The organism is Streptomyces sp. Act143, from assembly GCF_003143935.1.
In the GTDB taxonomy this organism is placed as follows: Bacteria; Actinomycetota; Actinomycetes; order Streptomycetales; family Streptomycetaceae; genus Streptomyces.
Genome location: NZ_QFRX01000001.1, coordinates 1,390,214 through 1,407,098, shown reverse-complemented (window position 1 = coordinate 1,407,098; position 16,885 = coordinate 1,390,214). Strand labels below are relative to the sequence as shown.

The 16,885-nt window shown below is 72.8% G+C and carries 20 protein-coding genes and 1 pseudogene; 12 read left to right on the top strand and 9 right to left on the bottom strand.

Annotated elements, in window-relative coordinates:
- Positions 1 to 2: 2 nt before the first annotated feature.
- A complete protein-coding gene (locus DI272_RS06215; protein WP_109494177.1) occupies positions 3 to 560 on the bottom strand; it encodes a VanZ family protein in 558 nt (185 codons plus the stop codon).
- A gap of 219 nt (positions 561 to 779) precedes the next feature.
- On the opposite strand from DI272_RS06215, the gene DI272_RS06210 reads away from it, so the two are divergent.
- The 6 genes from DI272_RS06210 to DI272_RS06185 are packed head-to-tail and all read left to right on the top strand — an operon-like array spanning position 780 to position 4,502.
- Entirely contained in the window at positions 780 to 962 is a 183-nt protein-coding gene (locus DI272_RS06210) for a hypothetical protein (protein ID WP_109494176.1), read from the top strand.
- Positions 959 to 1,411 (top strand): monovalent cation/H+ antiporter complex subunit F, encoded by a 453-nt coding sequence (locus tag DI272_RS06205; RefSeq protein WP_109494174.1) that lies wholly within the window; start codon positions 959 to 961, stop codon positions 1,409 to 1,411. Before DI272_RS06210 ends, DI272_RS06205 begins: the two co-directional genes overlap by 4 nt.
- The gene (locus DI272_RS06200; protein WP_109494172.1) at positions 1,404 to 1,664 is read left to right on the top strand and encodes a hydrogenase subunit MbhD domain-containing protein; all 261 of its coding nucleotides are present in this window, start codon (positions 1,404 to 1,406) and stop codon (positions 1,662 to 1,664) included. Before DI272_RS06205 ends, DI272_RS06200 begins: the two co-directional genes overlap by 8 nt.
- Positions 1,661 to 2,401 (top strand): hydrogen gas-evolving membrane-bound hydrogenase subunit E, encoded by a 741-nt coding sequence (gene mbhE, locus DI272_RS06195; protein WP_109494170.1) that lies wholly within the window; start codon positions 1,661 to 1,663, stop codon positions 2,399 to 2,401. The genes DI272_RS06200 and mbhE overlap by 4 nt, the downstream gene beginning before the upstream one ends.
- Entirely contained in the window at positions 2,401 to 2,748 is a 348-nt protein-coding gene (locus DI272_RS06190) for a sodium:proton antiporter (protein WP_109494168.1), read from the top strand. Before mbhE ends, DI272_RS06190 begins: the two co-directional genes overlap by 1 nt.
- Positions 2,748 to 4,502: a complex I subunit 5 family protein gene (locus DI272_RS06185; protein WP_109494166.1), complete on the top strand. Its 1,755-nt coding sequence runs from the start codon at positions 2,748 to 2,750 to the stop codon at positions 4,500 to 4,502. Before DI272_RS06190 ends, DI272_RS06185 begins: the two co-directional genes overlap by 1 nt.
- A gap of 19 nt (positions 4,503 to 4,521) precedes the next feature.
- Here DI272_RS06185 and DI272_RS06180 read toward each other — a convergent pair whose 3' ends face one another.
- Positions 4,522 to 5,184, bottom strand: coding sequence for a DUF4230 domain-containing protein (locus tag DI272_RS06180; RefSeq protein WP_109494164.1), 663 nt, complete (start codon positions 5,182 to 5,184; stop codon positions 4,522 to 4,524).
- Positions 5,185 to 5,327: 143 nt separating this feature from the next.
- On the opposite strand from DI272_RS06180, the gene DI272_RS06175 reads away from it, so the two are divergent.
- On the top strand, positions 5,328 to 6,518 hold the full coding sequence (locus DI272_RS06175) for a cytochrome P450 (protein ID WP_109494163.1): 1,191 nt from the start codon (positions 5,328 to 5,330) through the stop codon (positions 6,516 to 6,518).
- 54 nt (positions 6,519 to 6,572) lie between these two features.
- On the opposite strand, the gene otr(A) is transcribed toward DI272_RS06175, so the two are convergent.
- Positions 6,573 to 8,429: a tetracycline resistance ribosomal protection protein Otr(A) gene (otr(A), locus tag DI272_RS06170; RefSeq protein WP_109494161.1), complete on the bottom strand. Its 1,857-nt coding sequence runs from the start codon at positions 8,427 to 8,429 to the stop codon at positions 6,573 to 6,575.
- Between the two features lie 199 nt (positions 8,430 to 8,628).
- Between otr(A) and DI272_RS06165 the strand changes: the two genes are divergently transcribed.
- Entirely contained in the window at positions 8,629 to 9,582 is a 954-nt protein-coding gene (locus tag DI272_RS06165) for a ribose-phosphate pyrophosphokinase (RefSeq protein WP_109494159.1), read from the top strand.
- 60 nt (positions 9,583 to 9,642) lie between these two features.
- Positions 9,643 to 10,836 carry an elongation factor Tu gene (tuf, locus tag DI272_RS06160; RefSeq protein WP_109494157.1) on the top strand — a complete coding sequence of 398 codons (1,194 nt, stop codon included), beginning with the start codon at positions 9,643 to 9,645 and terminating at the stop codon, positions 10,834 to 10,836.
- A 6-nt stretch (positions 10,837 to 10,842) separates the two neighbouring features.
- Here tuf and DI272_RS06155 read toward each other — a convergent pair whose 3' ends face one another.
- From DI272_RS06155 to DI272_RS06145, 3 genes and pseudogenes are all read right to left on the bottom strand, one after another.
- Entirely contained in the window at positions 10,843 to 11,223 is a 381-nt protein-coding gene (locus tag DI272_RS06155; protein ID WP_109494155.1) for an anti-sigma factor antagonist, read from the bottom strand.
- A gap of 207 nt (positions 11,224 to 11,430) precedes the next feature.
- Positions 11,431 to 11,628, bottom strand: a pseudogene (locus tag DI272_RS06150) (MarR family transcriptional regulator); the annotation flags it as partial.
- 139 nt (positions 11,629 to 11,767) lie between these two features.
- Entirely contained in the window at positions 11,768 to 12,718 is a 951-nt protein-coding gene (locus DI272_RS06145; RefSeq protein WP_181387102.1) for an NADP-dependent oxidoreductase, read from the bottom strand.
- Positions 12,719 to 12,789: 71 nt separating this feature from the next.
- On the opposite strand from DI272_RS06145, the gene DI272_RS06140 reads away from it, so the two are divergent.
- Together DI272_RS06140 and DI272_RS06135 are read left to right on the top strand one after the other, a co-directional pair.
- Entirely contained in the window at positions 12,790 to 13,749 is a 960-nt protein-coding gene (locus DI272_RS06140) for a GlxA family transcriptional regulator (protein WP_109494151.1), read from the top strand.
- 99 nt (positions 13,750 to 13,848) lie between these two features.
- Positions 13,849 to 14,718 (top strand): hypothetical protein, encoded by an 870-nt coding sequence (locus tag DI272_RS06135; protein WP_109494149.1) that lies wholly within the window; start codon positions 13,849 to 13,851, stop codon positions 14,716 to 14,718.
- 3 nt (positions 14,719 to 14,721) lie between these two features.
- Here DI272_RS06135 and DI272_RS06130 read toward each other — a convergent pair whose 3' ends face one another.
- Both DI272_RS06130 and DI272_RS06125 read right to left on the bottom strand, forming a co-directional pair.
- Positions 14,722 to 15,279 carry a TetR/AcrR family transcriptional regulator gene (locus DI272_RS06130; protein WP_109494147.1) on the bottom strand — a complete coding sequence of 186 codons (558 nt, stop codon included), beginning with the start codon at positions 15,277 to 15,279 and terminating at the stop codon, positions 14,722 to 14,724.
- Positions 15,276 to 15,638 (bottom strand): DUF1304 domain-containing protein, encoded by a 363-nt coding sequence (locus DI272_RS06125; protein ID WP_109494145.1) that lies wholly within the window; start codon positions 15,636 to 15,638, stop codon positions 15,276 to 15,278. Before DI272_RS06125 ends, DI272_RS06130 begins: the two co-directional genes overlap by 4 nt.
- Before the next feature lie 95 nt (positions 15,639 to 15,733).
- Here DI272_RS06125 and DI272_RS06120 point away from each other — a divergent pair, with 95 nt between their 5' ends.
- On the top strand, positions 15,734 to 16,210 hold the full coding sequence (locus DI272_RS06120) for a GNAT family N-acetyltransferase (protein WP_109494143.1): 477 nt from the start codon (positions 15,734 to 15,736) through the stop codon (positions 16,208 to 16,210).
- A 36-nt stretch (positions 16,211 to 16,246) separates the two neighbouring features.
- On the opposite strand, the gene DI272_RS45140 is transcribed toward DI272_RS06120, so the two are convergent.
- Entirely contained in the window at positions 16,247 to 16,747 is a 501-nt protein-coding gene (locus DI272_RS45140) for a helix-turn-helix domain-containing protein (protein WP_258314478.1), read from the bottom strand.
- Between the last annotated feature and the right edge of the window lie 138 nt (positions 16,748 to 16,885).

Below are 16,885 nucleotides of genomic sequence, written 5' to 3'. Positions count from 1 at the left end.
CCTCAGCGGTGCACCGCCCGGCTCAACCGCCGCCCCAGCAGCAGATAACCGATCAGCGCCCCCGTGGTGTTGAGGATGACGTCGTCGATGTCGAAGGCCCGCCCCGTGATCAGCGCGCCCTGCGCGAACTCCACCAGCAGCATGACGACGGCCGTCAGCAGCAGCACGCGCAGCACCCCACGGGTCCGCGGCGCGAGCACCGGGACCAGCACGCCGAAGGGCACCCCCAGCAGCAGGTTGCCGCCGATCTGTTTGACGGCGTCCCGCAGCTCCGGCTGGTCGAGGTAGGCCCGCAGGGAGCGGCCCGGGTGCAGATTGGTGTGCGTCAGCGCCTCCGACGCGGGCGACGGCTCCAGGGTCAGCCGGGCCAGCACGACCGCGAACGCCACCATGAAGGCGAACGCGGCCATCATCGCCACCAGCCGGCGGAGGACGGCGAGGGGACCGCGCCGCCGCTCCGGGGTGGGCTCGACCCGGTCGGGCCCGGCCCTGTCGGCCTTGCCGGGCCTGGTGGTGCGCAGGCGGAACGCGGAACGCGGACGTAAGGCGGCACGGGCCATGCGGTCCTCCAGTCTTCAACTTCCCTGCGTCGTAAGGCGATTACCCGCGAACCCGCCGAGAATGCGGCGCCGCCCGGTCCGGCCGCGGGGGCCCGCGGTTTCCCTTCGTACGGGCGGGGCACTCCGGGCTGAGACCCGCGCGCGCCGCCACCACCCGTCCCCGGGCCGGTGTTTGGATGGCGCGAAAGCCGTGTCCGGCAAGTGGTGAGGAGGTGGCGCATGAACCGGCGGACGACCCTCCTCATCGCGGCCGAGACCCTGGCCTGGTGGTGCGCGCTCGCCGCCCTGTGGCTGGTCCTCGTCAGCACGGTGGACACCCTGGAGCTCGTGGTCGGCGCGAGCGCCGCGGGCGTGGCGGCCCTCGCGGCCACCGCCGCCCGGAGGGTGGTGAGCGCACGGTGAACGGCTGGATCCTCGCCGCGACCGGCACGCTCGGCGCCGGCCTCGGCACCGCCCTGTGGGGCGTCGCCACCGGTCCGCTGCGCCGCCGGGTGGTGGCCCAGAACATGTCGACCGCGCTGGCCTGCCCGGCCCTCCTGCTGCTGGCGCAGGGCTGCACCCGACCGTCGTACGTCGATCTCGCCCTGGTGCTCGCGCTGCTCGGCCCGGTCGGCACCCTCGTCTTCGCCCGGCTGCTCGCCGCCGAGCTGGCCGACGACCCGCCCCGCGCCTGGGCCGTGACCTGGGCCGCCGCCGGGTTCGGCGCCCTCGTCGTGGGTGCCGTGTGCGTGGCCACCGGGCCGAGCCGCGCCCTGGTGAAGCTCCTGGTGACCGGGGTGCTGCTGATCGGCGGCAACGTCGTCGCCTCCCGCGCCCTGTCCGGCGGATTCCGCGGGGCCGGCCGTGGCTGACACCGTGATCGTCGTCGTCCTGCTGCTGGTCGCCGCCACCGCCACCACGGCCGTCGTGGTCCGCGACCCGGTGCGCCAGGCCCTCGTCCTGGCCGTCCTCGGCGTCGTCCTCGCCGTGCTGTTCACCGTGCTCCAGGCGCCGGACGTGGGGCTGTCTCAACTCGCCGTGGGCTCCGCCCTCACACCGCTGTTGCTGCTGCTCACGGTCCGCAAGGTCAGACGGCGGGCCCAGGACAAGGGACGCCAGGAGTGAGCCGGCGCCTTCGGCTGTGGCTCGTGGCCGTCGGCGGTGGCGGCCTCGCCGCCCTCCTCGTGGCCGCCTGTCTCGACCTGCCGGCCTTCGGCGGCGACCGGCACCCGTACGGCGACCGCGCCGTGCGGGAGTCCCTCGCCCGGCACACCGCCAACACGGTCGCCTCCGTCAACTTCGACCAGCGGGCCTTCGACACCCTCGGCGAGATGACCATCCTCTTCGCGGCCGTCCTCGGCTGTGTGGTCCTGCTGCGCCAGACCCGCGACGAACACCGCGCCCGCCCCGAGCCCGAGCCGGTGGCCCTCCCGGTCCGCCGCTACGCCCTCGTCGCGCTGCCCGTCGCCCTGCTCACCGGCCTCTACGTCGTCGCCCACGGCCAGCTCAGCCCCGGCGGCGGCTTCCAGGGCGGCGTCGTCGCCGCGACCTCCCTGCACCTGCTCTACCTGGGCGCCGACTACCGCGCCCTGGAACGCATCCGCCCGGTCGGCCTGTACGAGGTCGGCGACGCGCTCGCCGTCTGCGCCTACCTCGTCACCGGCCTCGCGGGCCTCATCGGCGGCACCGCCTTCCTGGCCGACACGCTCCTGCCGTACGGCACGTTCGACACGCTCTCCTCCGGCGGCACCGTCCCGCTGCTGAACGCGGCCGTCGGCATGGAGGTCGCCTGCGCGGTGGTGGTGCTGCTCGCCCGCTTCCTGGACCAGGCCGTCGAGATCGAGAAGGGAGCGGGCACCTGATGGGCGTCCTGCCGTACCTCGTCGCCGCGTGGATCTTCCTGGCCGGCTGCTACGGCCTCGCCACCAGCCGCAATCTGATCCACGCCGTCGGCTGTCTGTCCGTGTGCCAGGCCGCCACATACGTCCTGCTGCTGGCCGTCGGCTACCGCGACGACGCGACCGCGCCCGTGTTCTCCGACGTGAAACCCGGCTCCCGGCCGGTCGTCGACCCCGTCGTGCAGGCGCTGACCCTGACCGACGTCGTGGTCGGCGCCACCGTCACCGCCCTGCTGCTCGCGCTCGTCGTCCAGGTCTCCAAGCGGCACGGCACGCTCGACCCCGACGAACTCTCGGAGCTGCGCGGCTGATGAACGACCTGCTGCCGCTCCTCGTCGCCGTCCCCCTGCTCGGGGCCGCCCTGCTGGTCGCCGGGGGCCGCCGGCTGCCCCGCGTCGCCGCCGAGACCACCGGCTGCGCGGTGTCGGCGGGCACGGCCGCCCTCGCCCTCGTGCTGCTGCTCGACTCCTCGCCGCCCATGGTCGAGTGGGTGGGCGGCTGGATTCCCGTGAACGGCGCGAGCGTGGGCATCGTCCTCGTCGGCGACGGGCCGGGGCTCGGCATGGCCGCGCTCGCCTCGCTGCTGACCCTCGCCGCCCTCGCGTACTCCTGGCACTACTTCGACGAACCGCCCCGCAGGCACGCGGGTTCCTTCCCCGCGCTGATGCTGCTCTTTCAGGCGGGCATGTGCGGATTCGCGCTCGCGGGCGACCTGTTCAACGCCTTCGTGTGGTTCGAGCTGATGAGCGTGTGCGCCTACGCCCTCACCGGCCACCGGGTGGAGGAGGCCAAGGCGGTGCAGGGTGCCCTCACCTTCGCCGTCGTCACCTCCCTCGCCGGGTACGCCTTGCTGATGGGCATCGGGCTGCTCTACGCCCGTACCGGGGAGCTGGCGATGACCCGGATCGGGCGGGGCCTGGACGCGCACGGGCCGCCCGACGCGCTCGTCCTCGGCGCCTTCGTCCTCGTCCTGACCGGGCTGCTGGTGAAGGCCGCCGCCGTCCCCTTCCACTTCTGGCTCCCCGACGCCCACGCCGTCGCCCCCACCCCGGTGTGCATGCTGCTGTCCGGCGTGATGGTCGAACTCGGCACCTACGGCGTCTGGCGGGTGTACGGCACCGTGTTCGCCGGGCCCGGCGGCGTCCCGGCCGGCGACCTGCAACGGCTGCTCGTCGTGCTCGGCGTGCTCACGGCCGCCGTCGGCGCCGTCATGTGCTGGTACCAGCGCCACATCAAACGCCTGCTCGCCTGTTCGACCGTCGCCCACACCGGCCTGTTCCTCGTCGGCATCGGCCTCCTCACCCCCGAGGCGGACGACGGGATCGCCCTCTACCTGCTCGGCCACGCCGGAGTGAAGGCCGCCCTGTTCGCCTGCACCGGCATCCTCCTCGACCGCTACGGCAGCGTCGACGAGCACGCCCTGCACGGCAGGGCCCGCCCCCTGCGCGGAGTCGCCGTGCTGTTCACCCTGGGCGCCCTCGGACTCGCCGGACTGCCGCCCTTCGGCACGGCACTCGGCAAGGCCCTCACCGAGGAGGCCGCGGGCGGCCCCCTCACCGTGCTGTACGTCGCCGTCACGGCCGGTGCCGTGCTGCGCGTCGCCGCCCGCGTCTTCCTCGGCCTCGGGCCCAGGCCGTCGGACGGCGGCGGCTACGAGACGACCGGCTCCGGGGAGGAGCCCGAGACCGGGCAGCGGCTGCGCCGGGTTCCCGGCACGATGACCGCGGTCCCCGCGCTGCTGCTCGCCGGATCGCTCGCGGTGGGCGTGGCGCCCGGCTTCGCCGACGTGGTCACCCACGCCGTGAACGAAGCCGGGTCCGGCGGGTTCGTGGTGCCCCCGGTGCACTGGACCCTGCCGGGCGTCCTGCTGGGGATCACCTCGACCCTGCTGGCGGCGGGCCTCGCCGGTGTGGCGGTCACCCGCCCGCACCTGCTTGCCGCCCCGGACCGGGCGCTGGCGCTGCGCCGGCTCCAGTCCGGGCACATCGGGGACTACGTGGCCTGGCTGCTGGTCGGCGCCACGCTGCTCGGCGCGCTCGCCCTGCCCGGGATCTCGGCCTTCTGAACCGGGCACGCAGGTGTGGTCAGGCCTGGTACGTGACCCTCACCTCCTCGAAGCCCAGGGAGCGCAGCAGACCTTCGAGCATGTCCGTGGTGTTCTTCTCGGCACGCCCGGTCAGCGCGCTGTCCTTCGCCGCGTCACCGATGTGCTCGACCGCGAGCTTCTGCACGGCCTGCTCACCGTTGGGGTTGTCCGAGAACAGGTCGCCCAGGCGGTCCAGGAGGCCCCGCTGCTTCGACACCGCGTAGGAGCGGTCGGCGTCGAGGGCGGGCTTGCCCAGCCTGGCGTGCGGCAGCACCAGCGTGGCGGACGTACGGTCCTCGTTGACCGTGACGTCGTCCTCGCCCACCTTGCCGAGGTCGACATAGGCGTCGACGGTGCCCGCCCCGACGTACAGGGTGCGGGTGCCGCGGATCGCGTCGGGCAGGTACTTGGCGTCCTTCTCCAGGTCCACGACGACCTGGAAGTTGCCGGAGGCGGCGTCGTAACGGCTGAGGTCCTGGATGGACTGGAGCAGAGCGGGCCCCGACCGGTCATGGGTCTCGGTGCCGAACAGCTCCTTGAGCCCCGGGAGCAGACTCAGCCGGATTCCGGCGAAGAACACGACGAGCACCAGAACGACGGCGCTCACGAACTTCGCCCAGCCGGGCATGCGCTTGGACATGCGCCTGATGGGAGTCGTCATGCGACGGCCCTCCTTCCTCCTTCAACGAATGCCCCCCAAAGCCCTTGGCAGACCGGGCCGTTGGCCGATTGGCGCCCCTGACGGAGGCAGCGGCGGCGCACTAGCGTGGAAGGCCGTCCCGAACGGCGCTTCTGGAGAACCGGATGAGTGCAGAAAGCACGTCCCGGCCGTTACGTCCCATGCACCGCATCAGCCTTCCCGAGCCCGGGCCGCCCCGGCTCGTCACCCTCGCCACCGGTACCCCGGTGTGGCTCGTCACCCGGTACGCCGAGGTGCGGCAGGTGCTCATGGACCCGCGGTTCGACCGGCGGTCGCTGCACGCGGAGAACGCCCCGCCGCTGCTCGTCGTACCGAATCTGCTCGACGACCCCGACGGGCTGCTCAACCAGGACGGGCCCGCCCACCAGCGGCTGCGCGGCACCGTGCAGCGGGCGTTCACACCACGGGCCATCGCCCGCTGGCGGCCCTGGGTGGGGTCCGTGGTGGCCTCGCTGCTCGACGACTTCGCCGAGCGGCCCCGACCCGCCGACATCATCGAGGGGTTCACCCGGCCGTTGCCCGTCTCCGTGATCTGCCGGCTGATGGGACTCGACCACCTGGACCGCGACCGCATCCGGCACTGGGCCGACCACGCCCTGTCCGGGGGCGCCCACACGGCCGAGGAGGTGGTGGCGGCGATGACGGAGTTCGGCGCCTTCGCCGCCGGGCTGATCGCCCAGCGGCGCACGGAGCCGGGCGACGACCTGGTCAGCGGACTGGTCGCAGCCGGCGACGAACTCGGCATCGGGGAACAGCAGTTGATCGCCCTGACCATGGGACTGGTGGTGGCCGGGCACGAGACCACCATGAGCGCCCTCGGCAACGCCGTCGTCTACCTTCTCACCGACGGGCACGACGGCTGGCCGCTGCTCGCCCGCGACGAGGAAGCGGCGGTGACGGCGGCCGAGCAGTTGCTGCGCACCGTCCCGCTCAGTGAGGGGCGGGTGCTGCCCGGGCTGATCCGGCGCGCGGTCGCCGATGCCGAGGTCGGCGGGGTGACGATCCCCGCGGGGAGCGTGGTCGCCGTGCAGACCAACTCCGCCGGCCGCGACCCCGACGTCTTCCCGTCCGGCCCGCCCGACCTGTCCGCGCCCCTCACCTCGCCCGGCATCGCCTTCGGCGCCGGACCCCACCACTGCCTCGGTGCCTGGCTCGCCCGCCTGGAACTCGAACTCGCCCTGCACCATCTCGCCGCCCGCTTCCCGGAGCTGCGGGCCGAGTTCACGCCCGAGACCATCGAGTGGCGGGTGGGCCAGATGACCCGCAGTCCGCTGCGGCTGCCGGTGTCGTGGTGACCACGTGGGGCGGCGCGGCCGGGGCCGCGGTCGCGGTCGCGCCGAGGACGCGGCTCAGTGGGCCCGCAGTTCACGGTCCCCCGAGGTGCGGGACCACCACACCCCCTCCCCGTGCGTGAGCCCCGGCAGCCGCAGTTCCATCTCGCGCACCCGCCGGGCCGGCAGTTCCCCGGTGATCACCCATGCCGTGCCGCCACCGGTGGTGCCGGTGAACTCGGCTCCCAAGGCGGCGAGTTGCGCGGTCACCGGGGCCAGCGCGTCGAGCGGGACCTCCGTCTCGAAGGCGTGGTACGGCTCGTAGAGCCGGGTCCGTGCCCGCTCCAGGGCGCGGCGCAGCACGTACGGGGTGAGCCCGCGGAAGTCCCCGGCCGTGCTGAGCGGGGCGACGAAACCGGAGCGGATCAGGGTGACCCGGTAGTCCGTCACGGCCGCGCCGCACAGGCCGGTGCGCATGCTCGTGTGCACGGTGTCCTCGATGGCCTGGTGGAAGGCCCGGGGGAGGGCGCCGAGTTCGGTCTCGTACGTGAACACCCCGCCGGAACCGCGCCCGCCCGGCTCCACCCGCAGCCCGATCGTGGCCCAGAATCGGGTGCCGTCGAGCCAGGGCCGCTCCAGCCAGGCCTCACCGACCCCGCGGGGGCGCTCCAGGAACCGCACCCGGCCCGGCGTGAACTCCGCCTCGATGCCGAAGTCCTGGACGAGGGTCGCCGCGAGCACCTCCAGCTGGACCTCGCCGTAGAGGAGCAGGGCGGTGGTGCCGTCGGCCGCCGGACGGGCGTGGATCAGCGGGTCCTGGTCGGCCAGGGCGAGCAGTGCGGAGCGGAGCCGGGCCGCCTGCCCGGGGCGCCGGGCGGAGACGACGGTCTCCAGTGTCGGAGGGGCGAACTGGGCTTCTCCCACGGCGAGTTCACCGAGCCGGTCGCCCACGCGGACGCCCGCGAGGCCGGTGACCGCCGCGATGTTCCCCGCGGTGAGCGGGCCACCGCCGCCGATCACGTCGAGGCGCGTCACCCGGCCCGCGACCTTGACGGTCCGGCCGTCGGCGTCGCGCCGCAGCAGCGTGAGCCTTTGACGTTCCGTCACCTCGCCGCCGTACAGCCGCAGATAGGCCGTGCGTTCGCCGCCCGGGCCGGGCCGGACGGCGAATACCGTGCCGCGAGGCGTGACGCCCTCGGCCGGGGGTGCCGGCGGGACGAGCCGGACCAGGCTGTCCACGAGGGCGTCCACGCCCTGGCCGCCGAGGGCGGAGCCGAAGCACACCGGGTGGAAGGAGCCGTCGGCGGTGCGTGCCGCGAGCGCCTTGCGCAGATCGTCCGGGGTGGGCGCGGGACCGTCGACGACCGCCGCCAGGATGTCCTGGTCGACGTCGGCCAGCGGTTCGGCCAGGGAATCGACCGGCAGGGGGGTCACCCGGGCCTGCGGGGTGCCGAGCGCCTCGACGGTGGTGAGCGCGGCGACATGCGGCGTGAGCAGGCGCCGGACGTCGGCGAGCAGACCCTCCGCGCGGGCGCCCGCCCGGTCGACCTTGTTGACGAACACGAGCGTGGGCAGCCGCAGCCGGCGCAGGGTCCGCATGAGGACGCGGGTCTGCGCCTGGACGCCCTCCACGGCGGAGAGCACCAGGACCGCGCCGTCCAGCACGGCGAGGGCGCGCTCGACCTCGGCGATGAAGTCGGAGTGCCCCGGGGTGTCGATGAGGTTGACCTGGGTGTCGCCGACGGTGAACGCGGCGACCGCCGAGCGGATGGTGATGCCGCGCTGCCGCTCGATCGCCCCGTCGTCCGTCCGGGTGTCACCGGCGTCGACGCTGCCGAGCCGGTCGATCGCGCCGTGGTCGAACAGCAGCCGCTCGGTGAGGCTGGTCTTACCGGCGTCGACGTGGGCCAGAATTCCGATGTTCAGGGTGTGCATGCTGAGTCGAGTCCTCGAGAACCGTGGGCCTGGGGAAGGGCTGGGGGATTCCGAGGAGTCGGCGCATGCGGGTCATCCTGACGTGAGGGAACACGGACGGCACCATCATGGCCGGGCGGTACGGGCGGCGCGCAAGCGAATTTCCCTGGTCAGTAGCATGAGGGGCGGCAGCCCGAGATGATCATGCGAGGAGCGGATCGTGCGAGACATCGCCGTGTTCAGCGGTAGTGCCCACCCCGAGCTGGCGGCGGAGGTCTGCGCGCATCTCGGCGTGCCGCTCAGCCCCACCCGGGTCAGCCGGTTCGCCAACGACTGCCTGGAGGTGCAGCTCCAGGCCAACTGCCGGGAGCGGGACGTCTTTCTGGTCCAGCCGCTGGTCAAGCCCGTCCAGGAGCACCTCGTCGAGCTGCTCCTGATGTGCGACGCGGCCCGCGGCGCCTCCGCCCGGCGGATCACCGTCGTCATGCCGCACTATTCCTACGCCCGCTCCGACAAGAAGGACGCACCCCGCATCTCGCTCGGCGGCCGTCTCGTCGCCGACCTGATGGTGTCGGCCGGCGCGAGCCGGGTCCTGGCCATGACACTGCACTCGCCGCAGGTGCACGGCTTCTTCTCGGTCCCCGTCGACCATCTGCACGCGCTGCGGGAACTGGCCGCGCACTTCCAGCAGTACGACCTCTCGCGCACCACCGTCGTCTCCCCGGACCTCGGCAACGCCAAGGAGGCCGCGGCGTTCGCGCGGCTCATCGGCGCGCAGGTCGCGGCCGGGGCCAAGCAGCGGTTCGCCGACGACCGGGTCAGCATCAGCGACGTCATCGGCGAGGTGACGGGCCGGGACGTCATCGTGCTGGACGACGAGATCGCCAAGGGCAGTACCGTGCTCGAACTCCTGGACCGGCTCAGGGAGTTGGAGCCCCGCTCGATCCGGGTCGCGTGCACCCACGGGCTGTTCGCGGGCGGCGCGCTCAAGCGGATCGGGGAGCAGCCGGACGTGCTGGAGATCGTGTGCACCAACACCGTGCCGGTGCCCGAGGCGGAGCGGACCGACAAGCTGCGCATCCTGTCCATCGCCCCGGCCCTCGCCGAGGCCGTGCGCCGCATTCACAACGGCGAGTCCGTCAGCGCCCTGTTCGACGCGCCACGGAGCGAATAGACATGAGAGGTAGCCGGGCCGTGGACGGCCCGGCATCACTCAGGTGACCTGGAGGCCCCAGTGGCGAAGGCGAAGTTCGAGCGGACCAAGCCGCATGTGAACATCGGCACCATCGGTCACATCGACCACGGCAAGACGACGCTCACCGCGGCCATCACGAAGGTGCTGCACGACAGGTTTCCCGACCTGAACCCGTTCACGCCCTTCGACCAGATCGACAAGGCGCCCGAGGAGCGGCAGCGCGGCATCACCATCTCGATCGCCCACGTCGAGTACCAGACCGAGCGCCGGCACTACGCGCACGTGGACTGCCCCGGCCACGCGGACTACATCAAGAACATGATCACCGGCGCGGCCCAGATGGACGGCGCGATCCTCGTCGTGGCCGCCACCGACGGGCCGATGCCGCAGACCAAGGAACACGTCCTGCTCGCCCGGCAGGTGGGGGTGCCGTACATCGTCGTGGCTCTCAACAAGACCGACATGGTCGACGACGAGGAGATCCTGGAGCTCGTCGAGCTGGAGGTGCGCGAGCTGCTCACCGAGTACGAGTTCCCCGGCGACGACGTGCCCGTGGTCAGGGTGTCCGCGCTCAGGGCCCTGGAGGGCGACGAGCGGTGGACGCAGTCGGTGCTGGAGCTGCTCGACGCCGTCGACACGGCCGTCCCCGAGCCGCAGCGCGACGTGGACAAGCCGTTCCTGATGCCGATCGAGGACGTCTTCACGATCACCGGCCGCGGCACGGTGGTCACCGGCCGGATCGAGCGCGGTGTGCTGCACGTCAACAAGGAGGTCGAGATCATCGGCATCCACGAGCAGAAGACGAAGACCACGGTCACCGGCATCGAGATGTTCCGCAAGCTCCTCGACGAGGGGCGGGCCGGGGAGAACGTGGGACTGCTGCTGCGCGGCATCAAACGGGAGGACGTCGAACGCGGGCAGGTCGTGATCCAGCCGGGCTCGGTGACCCCGCACAAGGACTTCGAGGCGCGCGCGTACATCCTGTCCAAGGACGAGGGCGGCCGGCACACGCCGTTCTTCGACAACTACCGCCCGCAGTTCTATTTCCGCACCACCGACGTCACCGGTGTGGTGACGCTGCCCAAGGGCACCGAGATGGTCATGCCCGGCGACAACACGACCATGAACGTGCAGCTGATCCAGCCCGTCGCCATGGAGGAGGGGCTGAAGTTCGCCATCCGTGAGGGCGGGCGGACCGTCGGCGCGGGGCAGGTCACCAAGATCCTGAAATAGGCGCGGTCACAGCGACCCGGACGCGGCCTCGGAGTGTTCCAGGGCCGCGTCCAGCGTCGCGTGGGGCGGTAACAGCCGGTGCAGTCCGGTGACCCGCAGGATGCGCAGGGTCAGAGGGTGCGCGCAGACCAGGTGCAGCTGCCCGCCGTGGTCGAGCACCCGGCTGCGGGCGCGGTACAGCAGCCGCAGGCCGGAGCAGTCGAAGAACTCGATCCCCCGCAGGTCGATCACGACCCGGGAGCCTTGGCGCCCGGTCGCCCGGTCCAGGTGCGGGACGATCTCCAGGGCGGCCGCGATGTCGATCTCGCCGTGGAACTCCAGCACGGTGTGACCCCGGGCCTGGCGGACGCGCAGGTGCCGACCGACCGGCGCAGATTCCTGCTGCACGACGACATCGCCTCCATCCGGGCCCGACAAGGGACGGGGTGCAGGTCACCGGGGGCTGGGGTGACATCGTGCGGCGAGCGTACGAACTGCCGCCGTGTCACCGTGCCCGGAGCGAGTGCAACTTCTTTCCCCGCCCTGCAAGTTACCCTCGATGGAGTGAATTTGAGCATGTTCGATTGACATATGTCTTCGAATTCCGGACCAGCCTCATGACAGGGCGTGCCGGGCCCGGGACAGGGCCTTCCGGAACTGCTCGGTCTGGTGCGCGGTGAGGTCCCGGACCATCCGCTCCTCCAGCTCCCGGACCGGCTCCTCGTGCCGGGCGAGCAGCTCGCGCCCGGCGTCGTTCAGCAGCATCAGCAGCTCCCGGCGGTCGCGCGGACTGCGCTCCCGCCGCACCAGCCCGGCGTACTGCGCGACCTGGCTGCCGCTGCACCGCCCGGTCAGCACCTACGCGTTCGCGGACATCGACCGGGCGGTGCGGGACATGGAAGCCGGCAAGGCGATCCAGCCGGTCCTGACCTTCTGACGCGGCCGGCCCGCCTCAGTCGACCGTCAGGACCAGCTTCCCCGTGGTCCGGCCGGTGTCGCCGAGCGCGTGCGCGTCGGCGGCGTCGGCCAGCGGGAAGGTGCCGGCGACGGTGGGGCGCAGCTTCCCCGCCTCGACCAGCTCGGTGATCGCCGTCAGCCCGCTGTGGGAGGCGTCGACCAGCATGCGCAGCGCCCGGACGCCGAGCCGCTCGGCCTCCTCGAAGAACTCGCCCGAGCCGACCGGCAGGATCGACACCACGATCCCGCCCGGCCGCAGCACCCGCAACGAGCGCACGGACGTGTCCCCGCCGAGGGTGTCCAGCACGACGTCCACGTCCTTGACCGCCTCGGCGAAGTCCGTCTCCCGGTAGTCGATCGCCTCGTCCGCGCCGAGCCCGCGCAGGAACTCGTGCTTGCCCGCGCTCGCCGTGCCGATCACATACGCGCCCCGCGCCTTGGCGATCTGCACCGCCACATGCCCGACTCCGCCGGCCGCCGCGTGGATCAGCACCCGCTGTCCGGGCTGCACGTCGGCGTACTCCACCAGCGCCTGCCACGCGGTCAGCGAGACCAGCGGCAGCGCGCCCGCCTCGGTGTGGTCGAGCGCGGCCGGCTTGTGCGCGAACCAGCGCGCCGGGCCGGTGACGTACTCGGCGTGCGAACCGTGGCCGAACGGGTACGACAGCATGCCGAACACCTCGTCGCCGGGCTTGAACCGGGCCACACCGATGCCGACGGCCTCGACCACGCCGGAGACGTCCCAGCCCAGCACGAAGGGCGGTTCGCCCAGGAAGCCGCCGGTGGCGCGGTGCTTCCAGTCGGTGGGGTTGACCCCGGCGGCCCGGACCCGGACCAGTACCTCGTTGGTGCGCGGCTCCGGCCGCTCCGCCTCGATCTCCTTCAGGACCTCGGGACCGCCGAGAACGTCCTGGCTGATGGCTCGCATCGTCTTCACAGTGCTCATGGTCGTCCAGCCTGCCGGGGGCCGCCTCCCCGGAAAATGGCATGATTGCCAAGCTTCGATAGAATCGTGCCATGCAAGCGGAGCGGCGGGTCGAACGAGTCGTGGTCCTGGCCCTGGAGGGCGTCTACCCCTTCGAGCTGGGCATCCCCAGCCGGATCTTCGGCGCGGCCGACGGGCACTACGAAGTGCTGACGTGCAGCGTCGACGGACGTCCGGTGCACAGCAACGCGGACTTCACGATCGGGGTCGAGCACGGTCCGGAGATCCTGGCCACGGCGGACACCGTGGTGGTCGCGTCCATGGCGCCCGCGCACATCCCCGCTGAACTGCCCCCCGAGGTCGCCGCCGCGCTCGCGCTCATCCGCCCGGACGCCCGCATCGTGTCGATCTGCACCGCGGCCTTCGTGCTCGCCGCGGCGGGCCTGCTCAAGGGCCGCAGGGCCACCACCCACTGGCAGGTGACCGAGGCGTTCCGGCGACTGCACCCGGACGTCGACCTGGATCCGGACGTGCTGTTCGTCCACGACGGCCGCATCCTCACCTCGGCCGGCGCGGCCTCCGGCGTGGACGTGTGCCTGCACATCGTCCGCACCGACCACGGGAGCGAGGTGGCGAACGCGGTGGCCCGACGCTGCGTCGTGCCGCCCTTCCGGGACGGCGGCCAGGCCCAGTACATCGAGCAGCCCGTGCCGCAGCCCGGGGCGGCGAGCACCGCCGCCACCCGCGAGTGGGCCCTGACCCGGCTCGACGAGCCCCTGACGCTGACCGATCTCGCCACGCACGCCCGGATGAGCCTGCGCACCTTCGCCCGCCGCTTCCACGACGAGGTCGGCCTCAGCCCCGGCCGCTGGCTGATCCAGCAGCGTGTGGCGCGGGCCCGGCACCTGCTGGAGTCCAGCGACCTGTCCGTGGACCAGATCGCGGGCCGGGTCGGCTTCGCCACCGGCGCCTCGCTGCGCCAGCATCTGCACGCGGCGATCGGGGTGTCGCCGCAGGCCTACCGGCGGACGTTCCAGGCGGCCGCCCGCTGAGCCCGCACGGTCGTCGCCCCCCGCCGTGAGCCGCGGCGAACGTTTCCCGCCCCTGCCGCGTCGAAGGACCGGAACGACGGCCGGTGAACAGGGGTGGGGATGCACAGAGGACGATTCGTGGGACTGACGGCACTGACGGCGCTGGTGGCGGTGGCGGCCGTGGGGTGCGGGACCGAGGACGGGGCGGACCTGGTCGTCGCGGGCACGGCCCCGCCCACGCCCTACAGCGGTCCGCTGTACATCCCCGGCAAGGCATGGGACGAGGAGAAGGACGACCGGTCCGAACTCGTGAACACCGGTGCCGCGGCCCGCGCCCTGGAGTGCGACTGGAAGATCGACACCGCGGGTGGCAGCGAGCCGTGGAGCGAGGGCGACGGCGGCGGGACACCGGAGGACGGGCTCAGGGCGTACTTCGACATCGAGCAGCCCGGCGTGCCGCGGGAGGGCTACCGGGTGGAGCGCGAGGAGGACGGCCGCGTGCTGTTCTCGTACGACGTCGACGGCCGGACCAAGGTGGCGGTGATCGTCGCCAAGGACCGCAAGAACAGGCCCGGTTGGGGGCCGGAGACCAGCGCCTCGTGCGATCCCGCCGAGTTCGACCCGAGCTTCACCGACTCCCAGGAGTACGAGGTCTGGACGGACCGGAACGGCCGGCGCGTACCGCTCACCGTCATCAACAGCTCGGCCGGCTCCGCGCACTGCGACTGGCAGGACGCGCACTTCCTGGGCACCGGCGAGGGCAGGGACAGCAAGCTCTACGCCCGCGATCCGCACGGCGTCCTCGGCACCGACATGCTCCTGGGCACGTACGACGGAGACGTCACGATGCCCGCCGACGCCCACGACACCGGATACCGGCTGCGCGACTGGGCGTTGTGGCTCACGAAGGACGAGGGCACGGCGTACGTCCGCACGTCCGACGGCGTGGAGGCCTGGCCGATGGTGAAGAAGGACCACCTCTGCCGGTGACCGTCACCGGCTGGCGTGCAGCGCGACCAGCAACTGCCAGACCTGGTCGGCGATGTCGTGCGCGTCGGCCTCCAGGAGTCCGTGCAGCCAGTCGGCCAGCACCCCGGCGAACGTGGCGGCGACCGCCGAGGCCACCAGCGGGGCGTCCGGCGCCCCCGCGAGCTCCCGCTCCCGCAGGCTGTAGGCCCGCAGGTCCCGGTGCAGGACCCGGCCCAGCGGACCGCCGCCGCCCGGGCTCAACAGGGCCCGGTACAGCCCGGCGTGCGGGGCGAGGGAGGCGAAGAACGCCGGGAGCGCGGGCGGGGCGTGCACCGGGTCGGGCCGTCCGCGCCAGGCGTGCAGCGCCTCCACGGCCTCGCGTACGACATCGGCGCAGGCGTCGACGGCCAGCGCCTCCAGGCCGTCGTAGTGCACGTAGAACGTGGCCCGGCCGACCCCCGCCCGGCGCACCAGGGCGGCCACGCCGACCTCGGCGAGCGGGCGTTCGGCGCACTCGGCGAGCAGCGCGCGCCGCAGCTTCTCGCGGGTGCGGGCCGCGCGCGGGTCCTCGGCGGCCGTCACCGCGCCAGCAGGACCGCGCCCAGCGCCAGCGCACCGGGCAGCGCCTGCGCGACGAGGATGCGGATGTTGGCGGTGACCGCGCCGTACACGCCCGCGACGACGACGCACGACAGGAAGAACACCTGGGCGCGGAAGCCGGTCGGGTCGGCGGCGATCAGGCCCCAGACCAGGCCGGCCGCCAGAAAGCCGTTGTAGAGGCCCTGGTTGGCGGCCATCCCGGCGGTGGCCTTGGCCATCTCGCGGTCGAAGCCGTGGAAGCGCATGCCGGGCTTCCTCTGCCACAGGAACATCTCCATCACCAGGATGTAGACGTGCAGTGCGGCCACCAGGCCCACCAGAACGTTCGCGACGGCTTCCATGATCTCCCTCGGTCTCTGCGGATTTTCCTGGACAGGTGTCCACTATAGCTGGACAGGTGTCCATGATGTCGGCGCGGGGCGCTAGCGTGCCGGACATGAGTGATCAGGACGTGATCGTGCGGCGGGCCCGCGCGGAGGACATACCGGGACTCGTCGCCTCCAGCGCGGGGCTTTTTGCGGAGGACGGCGGCACCCGGGACCCGGCCATCAACGTCGACTGGCCGCGGGAGCACGGGGCGCAGTCGTTCGCCGCGGCCATCGAGGACCCGGCCAGGCTGGTGCTCGTGGTCGACCACGGCGGACAGGTCGTCGGTCACCTGATGGGTTCGGTGACCGGGCCGACGGACAAGCGGCGGATCACCTCGGCCACGCTGATCAGCATGTACGTCAGCCCGGCCCACCGGCGGGCCCGGGCCGGGGCCCGCCTGATGGGGGAGTTCCTCGCCTGGGCCAAGGGCGCGGGGGCGGAGCAGGCCGAGGTGACCGCCTACAGCGCCAACACGGACGCAATCCGCTTCTACGAACGCAGCGGCTTCGGGCCGCAGTTGCTCACTCTGCGCCGGACCCTCTAGCGCCCCGGCGCAGGTGCAGCGCCCGCAGCGCCGGCATCATCTCGAACCGGGCCACGGAGTCCTGGAGTCGGTCCCCGACAACGCGTCCGGCTGGCACAGGCGGTAGCGCACCGTCTGCGGGTGCACGGCGAGCCGGGCGGCGACCTCGCCGGCGTTGTGGCCGGAGCTCAGCCAGGTCAGCAGCGTCTCCGCGAGCCGCTCGCGCTGCGGGGGCCGTACCTGCTCCAGCGGGCGCGGCCGGCGTTCGGCCATGGCGTCGGCCATGGCGTCGTCGTGCAGCAGCAGAGGCGTGGCCAAGTGGTCCTGGCAGCGCACCATTTCGGCGCCCCACAGTACGCCCCGGCGCACCAGCTCCAGCGCCTCGGCCGCCCACCGCAGTGATCGCGCGCCCTCCTGCGGGGACACCGCCGGCCCCATGGCCGCGCGCAGCCCCTGCAACGCCCGGGCCACCGCCCGCGCCCGACCGGGCCCCTCGGGATCGGGCACCACCAGCACCGCGGGCTGCACATCGAACCGGCCGAGAAACTCCGGCGGCACGATGGGGCCACGGACCGGAGACGACGGTCCTGCCGCGCGGGCGGCTGCCGGAAGGGGCGGTCCTGCCGCGCGGGCGGCTGCCGGAGCGGAAGGTCGTGCCGCACGGGCGGCTGCCGGAGGGGCAGGTCTCGCCGTACG